6 protein-coding genes and 2 rRNA genes are annotated in these 7385 nt (G+C 72.4%); 7 read left to right on the top strand and 1 reads right to left on the bottom strand.

Translation table 11 applies throughout. The features are described 5' to 3' along the window. From ACT2CW_RS29015 to ACT2CW_RS29000, 4 genes are all read left to right on the top strand, one after another. Positions 1-106 (top strand): 23S ribosomal RNA (locus tag ACT2CW_RS29015); the annotation flags it as partial. 109 nt (positions 107-215) lie between these two features. Beyond that, positions 216-332 (top strand): 5S ribosomal RNA (gene rrf, locus ACT2CW_RS29010). A gap of 249 nt (positions 333-581) precedes the next feature. After that, positions 582-1688, top strand: a complete 1107-nt coding sequence (locus ACT2CW_RS29005; RefSeq protein ID WP_445518738.1) for a hypothetical protein — start codon at positions 582-584, stop codon at positions 1686-1688. After that, complete coding sequence (locus ACT2CW_RS29000) at positions 1673-2566, top strand: hypothetical protein (RefSeq protein WP_445518737.1); 894 nt, start codon at positions 1673-1675, stop codon at positions 2564-2566. Before ACT2CW_RS29005 ends, ACT2CW_RS29000 begins: the two co-directional genes overlap by 16 nt. Before the next feature lie 68 nt (positions 2567-2634). Here ACT2CW_RS29000 and ACT2CW_RS28995 read toward each other — a convergent pair whose 3' ends face one another. After that, positions 2635-4035: a DUF1015 family protein gene (locus tag ACT2CW_RS28995; protein WP_445518736.1), complete on the bottom strand. Its 1401-nt coding sequence runs from the start codon at positions 4033-4035 to the stop codon at positions 2635-2637. Positions 4036-4111: 76 nt separating this feature from the next. On the opposite strand from ACT2CW_RS28995, the gene ACT2CW_RS28990 reads away from it, so the two are divergent. The 3 genes from ACT2CW_RS28990 to ACT2CW_RS28980 all read left to right on the top strand — a co-directional run bounded on the left by ACT2CW_RS28990 (position 4112) and on the right by ACT2CW_RS28980 (position 7367). Further along, a complete protein-coding gene (locus ACT2CW_RS28990; RefSeq protein WP_182471049.1) occupies positions 4112-5149 on the top strand; it encodes an HAD hydrolase-like protein in 1038 nt (345 codons plus the stop codon). A gap of 107 nt (positions 5150-5256) precedes the next feature. After that, positions 5257-6306 carry a FecCD family ABC transporter permease gene (locus ACT2CW_RS28985; RefSeq protein WP_445518735.1) on the top strand — a complete coding sequence of 350 codons (1050 nt, stop codon included), beginning with the start codon at positions 5257-5259 and terminating at the stop codon, positions 6304-6306. Beyond that, on the top strand, positions 6303-7367 hold the full coding sequence (locus ACT2CW_RS28980; protein WP_164437086.1) for a FecCD family ABC transporter permease: 1065 nt from the start codon (positions 6303-6305) through the stop codon (positions 7365-7367). The genes ACT2CW_RS28985 and ACT2CW_RS28980 overlap by 4 nt, the downstream gene beginning before the upstream one ends. Positions 7368-7385 lie beyond the last annotated feature (18 nt).

Raw genomic sequence — 7385 nt, 5'->3', positions numbered from 1 at the left:
CGTGATGGGTTAAGGCTCCCAGTAGACGACTGGGTTGATAGGCCAGATATGGAAGCCGGGTGACCGGTGGAGTTGACTGGTACTAATAGGCCGAGGGCTTGTCCTCAGGTGCTCGCGTCCACTGTGTGGTTCCCGGGTTGCGAACAGTCGCACCGGTGAATCAGTTCCACTTACTTAATTGAAGAGTGTGCTTGTTCGCTAGAACCCGATAGGGTTTCGGTGGTCATTGCGTTAGGGAAACGCCCGGTTACATTCCGAACCCGGAAGCTAAGCCTTTCAGCGCCGATGGTACTGCAGGGGGGACCCTGTGGGAGAGTAGGACGCCGCCGAACAATCTTTGGAGGACCCTTGGTCCCAGCGTGCATGCTGGGACCAAGGGTCCTTTTGTTTTTGCTGGGCCCGCATCGGTGTGACCGGTGCGGGAGAATGGCTGAAGTACATGAAGACAGGAGTCACGCCGATGTCCACCAACTCTCCCGACGACCGGTCGGGCCGCGAGCCGCGGCGCCAGGACGCCGGCGACAGGCGGGAGGCCCGCGGCTCCGGGCCGCGCCGCGACGGCGGTCGCGGTGGTTTCCGGCGTGACGACCGCCGCGATGAGCGACCGCGCGGGCCGCGTCGCGATGATGATCGTGGCGGGTTCCGCCGCGATGACGACCGTGGTGGCTTCCGCCGCGATGACCGGCGGGACGAGCGCCGTGATGATCGCCGGGACGACCGGTCGCGTGGCCCGCGTCGGGACGATGAGCGCGGAGGCCGCCCCGGTGGCTATGGGCGCCGCGATGACCGGAGTGGCCGCCCCGCCGGGCGTTACGAGCGGCGGGACGACCGGCGGGATGACCGTCGTGACGATCGTCGTGATGAGCGCCCGCGTGGGCCTCGCCGCGATGACCGCGACGGTGGCTCCCGCCCTGGCGGTTTCCGCCGGGACCGTGACGAGCGGCCGGGCTTCCGCCGGGACGATGACCGCGGTGGCTACCGGCGCGATGACCGCCGGGATGAGCGCCGCGACGATCGTCGTGACGACCGTGGTGGGTTCCGCCGCGATGACCGCGATCGTGACCGTGGCGGCCGAGGCGGCGGCTACGAGCGTCGGGACGACCGGCCTTCGTACCGTCGTGATGACGACCGTGGTGGGTTCCGCCGGGATGACCGTCGTGACGACCGTGGCGGGTTCCGGCGGGACGAGCGTCGGGATGACCGGCCTTCGTATCGCCGTGATGACGACCGTGGCGGGTACCGTCGGGATGAGCGCCGCGACGATCGTCGGGATGACCGTCGTGACGAGCGGCCTTCGCACCGCCGTGACGATGACCGTGGTGGCTTCCGGCGCGATGACCGTCGTGACGAGCGGCCCTCGTACCGCCGTGATGACGACCGTGGCGGGTTCCGCCGGGACGACCGTCGCGATGAGCGGCCGCGTGGGCCTCGTCGTGATGACCGCGACGGTGTTTTCCGGGGTGGTCGGGACGACCGCGGGCCGCGGCGTCCGTACGGTCAGGGGCGGGGTCGCGACGACCGGCGCTCCGGCGGCGGCGGTGGGTTCCAGCGCCGTGACGACCGCACCGGCGGCTATGGGCGCCGTGACGAGCGTGGCAGGGACCGCGACCGCGAGCCGATCAAGCGGCTGCCGATCCCCGAGGACGTCACCGGCGAGGAGATCGACAAGGGTGTGCGGCAGGAGCTGATGAGCCTGCCGAAGACCCTCGCCGAGGACGTCGCGAAGAACCTCGTCATGGTGGCCAAGCTGCTGGACGACGAGCCCGAGCGGGCGTATCAGTACTCGCGCGTCGCCCTGCGGCTCGCCTCCCGGGTGGCCGCCGTGCGCGAGGCCGCGGGCTTCGCCTCGTACGCCGTCGGGAAGTACTCCGAGGCGCTCGCGGAGTTCCGTGCCGCGCGCCGGATGACCGGCAACTCCGAGCTGTGGCCGGTGATGGCCGACTGTGAGCGCGGCATGGGCCGTCCCGAGCGGGCGCTGGCCATGGCCGGTGAGCCGGAGGTGCAGAAGCTGGACCGGGCCGGTCAGGTCGAGATGCGGATGGTGGCCGCCGGCGCCCGGCGCGACATGGGCCAGGCCGACGCCGCCGTGGTCACCTTGCAGAGCCCGGAGTTGGCCTCGAACTCCATCCAGCCCTGGACCGCCCGGCTGCGCTACGCGTACGCCGACGCGTTGCTGGCGGTCGGCCGCGAGGACGAGGCCCGTGAGTGGTTCGCCAAGGCGCTCGAGGCGGATCAGAGCGGGAGCACGGACGCGTCGGACCGGCTCGCCGAGCTGGACGGGGTCGAGTTCGTGGACGCCCTCGATCTTGAGGACACGGCGGACCTCGAGGAGACGGTGGAGCCCGAGGAGACGGCGGACGGCGATGTCTCCCAGCCCGTAGAAGAGTCAACGGCCGAGGAGCCGGACGTCGACGAGCGCCTGTCCGACGAGGACATGGTCGAGTCCGAGCCCGAGCCCGAGGCCGACGACGCCAAGGACGTCGAGGACGAGGACGTCGAGCCGGTGGCCGGGGCCACGTCCGAGGGTCAGGCGGCCGGGCCCGACGAGGACGGCGACGACCGCTGATGCCATGACATGAGGGGGCGGGATCCCGGACCGGGATCCCGCCCCCTTCGTATGTCCGCCCCGAAGGCTCAGCCCAGCGTCAGGCTCCGCAGCACCAGCCCCGTCGCCGGTTTCGGACCGAAGGACGTCGACTTGTGCGGCATCGCGATGCCCTGCCGCGCCAGCTCGTGCACGACGTCCTCGCGCACCGGATGCATCAGCACCGCCGTGCCGCCCAGCCGCTCCGCCTGCTCGACGGCCGCCGCCGAGTCGTGGAGGTAGCCGATGTACTCGGGCGTGTCCGGGACGTTCCATAGGTGGTCCAGCAGGGTGTGGTGGAGCACCGTCGCGTCCAGCGTCCGCCATGCCTCCGGGCGTCCGTCGGGGACCGTACGGGCCAGCAGCTCCGGGTCCGGCCGGTCCAGGAGGTGGAAGCGGCCGCCCCCGGCCAGCAGGAAGGTGTTCGGCGCGCCGGGCTCGGCGTGCGCCGCCTCGGTGGCTTCGGCGCGTGCCGCCTCGGCGGCCTCGGCGAGCGTCTCCAGGGCGCGCGGCAGCGGGCCGTCGACCGTCCGCACCCGGAAGGCACGCCGCACCGCCGGAAGCGCCTGGTCCGGGGACAGCCGCCGGAGCAGCCGGTGGATGGCCCGGACCCGGAGGGGATAGCGGGTGGTGTCGACGAGCAGGACGAGCCCGAAGTCCCAGGGGCCGGGCTCCCGTCGCTCCTCGCGCAGCCGCAGATAGGTGGCCCAGCGGTGGTGGCCGTCGGCGATGAGGGCCTGGTGGTGACGGAGGTCGGTGGAGACCTCCACGAGGTCGGCGGGGTCCGTGACCCGCCACAGATGGTGGTCGACGCCGTCCTCGGTGGTCGTGGAGAGCAACGGCTCGCGCAGGATGGTGCGTTCGATGACCCGCGCCGCCCCGCCGGTGCCCTGTTCGGCGGCTCCGTTCCCTGAGGCCCCGTTTTCCGCAGCCCCTAGTCCCGCAGCCCCTTGTCCCGAAGTCCCGTTCCCGTTGCCGCGGTACGCGAGCAGCAGCGGCTCCAGATGGGCGGCGGTGGCGCGCATCAGATCGGCCCGGTCCTCGACGACATGCGGCATGACCTCCTCGTGGGGGAGGACGATGCCCTCCTCGCGGGGGCTCAGCCGCAGCGCGCCGATCAGCCCGCGCTGGAGGGTCGGGCCGTCGCGCTGCTCGTAGACGTAGAGCGCGGGTTCGGGGTCCGGGGCGAGCACTCCGTCCGCCTGCCAGCGGCGCAGTGTCTCGGCGGCCTGGCGGTTGCGGGCCTCCGGGGTCCCGGCCTGCGGCAGGATCAGCCGGACGATGTTGTACGGGTCCGCCGTCTCCAGCTCGCGCAGGCCCTCGGGCCTGACCACCACGTCGTAGGGCGGTGAGGTGACGGCGGCGAGACTGCCGACCCGCTCCGCGACATAGCGCAGCCCCCGGAAGGGGGTGAGCTGAAGCCCTTGTCCGCCAGGCCCTGGAATGCTCATCAGTGAATGTTATGCCCCGCGCGGCGATACGCGATGATCGGGGGAGAAGCGCACAGATCTGCGAGGAGTGGCCCCCATGAACCAGCCCGTCCGCACCCGGCCCGAGTCGAGCCGGCAGTCGCTGAACGAGGCGTACGACACGGCTCTGCTGGACCTCGACGGGGTGGTGTACGCGGGCGGCGAGGCCATTGACCATGCCGTGGAGTCGCTGGTCACCGCGCGGGACGGCGGGATGCGGCTGGCGTATGTGACCAACAACGCGCTGCGGACGCCGGAGGCGGTGGCCGAGCATCTGACCCGGCTGGGGATGCCCGCCACGCCCGACGATGTGATCACCTCCGCTCAGGCGGTCGCCCGGCTGATCTCCGAGCAGCTGCCGAAGGGGGCGCGGGTGCTGGTGATCGGCGGGGAGGGGCTGCGGGTGGCGCTGCGCGAGCGCGGACTGACGCCGGTGGACTCGGCCGACGACGACCCGGCGGCGGTGGCGCAGGGGTACGGCGGGCCGGACATGCCCTGGGCGCGGCTGATGGAGGCGGGGTACGCGGTGGCGCGCGGGGTGCCGTGGTTCGCGTCCAACCTGGACCTGACGATCCCGAGCGGACGGGGCATCGCCCCGGGCAACGGCGCGGCGGTGGAGGTCGTACGCATCGTGACGGGCACGTCCCCGCAGGCCGCCGGGAAGCCGCTGCCGCCGATGCACCGCGAGACGATCCTGCGGACCGGCGCCCGGCGGCCGCTGGTGGTCGGCGACCGGCTGGACACCGATATCGAGGGCGCGTACGCGGGCGGGGTGGACTCGCTGCTGGTGCTGACCGGGGTGACCACGCCCGCACAGCTGCTGGCCGCCGAGCCCGGGCACCGGCCGACGTATGTGGACCGCGACTTGCGGGGGCTGCTCACCTCGCAGCCGGAGGTGGAGCGGGACGCGGAGTCGGGCGGCTTCCGGTGCGGGGGCTGGGCGGCGCGGGTCGAGAACGGCGCGCTGGTGCTGGCGGGCGGGGGCGAGGAGCCGCTGGACGGGCTGCGGGTGCTGTGCGCGGCGGCGTGGTCCGAGGCGGGCGACGGTGTGAGCGACGCGGACGCGGGGAAGGCTCTGGCCCGGCTGGGGTTGTGAGGCCGAACTGGCGCTCCGGGCAGCCCGCATGGATGCGGCCAGTGGGACTTAGGGTAACCTAACTTAACCTGAGTCCTGATCGGCCGTGCTGTGAGGTGGAGTTCCGCGTGACCCTGGTCAGTCCGGCGAAAGCCGGGGCCGAGACAGCGAGCGCGCCGCCCCGGCGGCGCACCGCGCGCCGTGCGACCGGATTGGTCGTCTCCCTGGGCGTGCTGCTGGCGATCGCCGCGGCGTCCATCGCGATCGGCGCCAAACCCATTCCGCTGGACCAGGTGTGGCACGGGCTGTTCCACTACACCGGCAGCGACACCGATGTGGTGATCCGGGACGTACGGCTGCCGCGCACCATCCTCGGGCTGCTCGTCGGCGTCGGCCTCGGCCTCGCGGGCGCGGTCATCCAGGCCCTCACCCGCAACCCGCTCGCCGACCCCGGGCTGCTGGGGCTGAACGCGGGCGCGTCCGCCGCCGTCGTCTCGGCCATCAGCTTCCTCGGCGTCACCTCCCTCACCGGCTATGTGTGGTTCGCCTTCCTCGGCACCGCCGTCGTGTCCGTGCTGGTGTACGCGCTCGGCGGCAGCCGGAGCTCCACCCCGGTGCGGCTCGCGCTCGCCGGGATGGCGGTATACGCGGCGCTCTACGGATATGTCAACGCCGTGGAGCTGCTGGACACCGCGGCGCTCGACAAGATGCGCTTCTGGACGGTGGGTTCGCTCGCCTCCGCCAATATGACGGTGGTCCGGCAGGTGGCCCCGTTCCTCCTGGTCGGCGTCGTACTGGCGGTGCTGCTCGGCCGTTCGCTGAACGCCGTGGCGCTCGGCGACGACACCGCCCGCGCGCTCGGCAGCAACCTCAACCGCACCCGGGCGCTCTCGATGATCGCGGTCACCCTGCTGTGCGGGGCCGCGACCGCCGCCTGCGGGCCGATCGCGTTCGTCGGGCTGATCGTGCCGCATCTGGTCCGCGCGCTCACCGGGCCCGATATGCGCTGGATCCTGCCGTACGCCGCGGTGCTCTCGCCCGTTCTGCTGCTGGGCGCCGATGTGATCGGGCGCTTGGTCACCCGGCCAGCGGAGCTCCAGGTCGGCGTCGTCACCACCTTCATCGGCGGGCCCCTCTTCATCTACCTCGTACGTCGCCGAAGGATGGCCCAACTGTGAACGCGAGCAAGCGCACCGCCAAGTCCGGGACGCGCGGGGTCACACTGCGCACCGCCGGTCTCTCGCTGCGCCTGGACGTCCGCGGCGCGGTCGTGGGGCTGCTGCTGATCGCCGTGGCGCTGGTGATGGGCGTCGTGCTGATCGGCACCGGCGACTTCCCCATCGCCCCCGCCGATGTGGTGCGCACGCTGTTCGGCAACGGCACCGTGGCGCAGGACTTCATCGTCAACGAACTGCGGCTGCCGCGGGTGCTGGTGGGGCTGCTGGTCGGCGCGGCCCTGGGGCAGGGCGGGGCGATCTTCCAGTCCATCTCCCGCAATCCGCTGGGCAGTCCGGATGTGATCGGCCTCGGCCAGGGGGCGGCGGCCGGGGCGCTCACGGCCATCGTGCTGGTCAAGGGCGATCCGGGGGTGGTCGCCACCGGGGCCGTCCTCGGCGGGGTGCTGACGGGGCTCGCCGTCTACGCGCTGGCCTGGCGGCAGGGCGTCCACGGCTATCGGCTGGTCCTCGTGGGCATCGGCACCTCCGCCACGTTCACCGCCGTCAACGGCTATCTGCTCACCCAGGCCCACCAGGAGGACGCGGCCCGTGCGGTGATGTGGCTGACCGGTTCGCTGAACGGCCGCGACTGGGACCAGGTCTGGCCGCTGCTGGCCGTCTGCGCGGTGCTCATGCCCGTGGCCCTCGGGCAGGCGCGGAACCTGCGGATGCTGGAGATGGGCGACGACAGCGCCTACGCCCTCGGGGTGCGGGTGGAGCGGACCCGGATGGTGCTGATGGGCGCGGCCGTGCTGCTGGTCGCGTCTGCCACGGCCGCCGCCGGGCCCGTCGCCTTCGTGGCGCTCGTCGCCCCGCAGCTGGCCCGCAGGCTCACCCGCTCGCCCGGTCCGAACCTGCTCCCCGCGGCCTGGATGGGTGCCGCGCTGCTGGTCACCGCCGACTGGGCCGCCCAGCGCGCCTTCGGGGCCGATCAGCTGCCGGTGGGGGTGCTCACCGGGATGCTGGGCGGCGCCTATCTGCTGTGGCTGCTGGTGACCGAGCGCAGGGCGGGGCGGATATGACGACTGGGGCGGTTATGA

The sequence above is a fragment of the Streptomyces sp. NEAU-174 genome (assembly GCF_052665095.1).
Note: the sequence above shows the minus strand (reverse complement) of the source record. Positions and strands in the feature narration are given on the sequence as shown.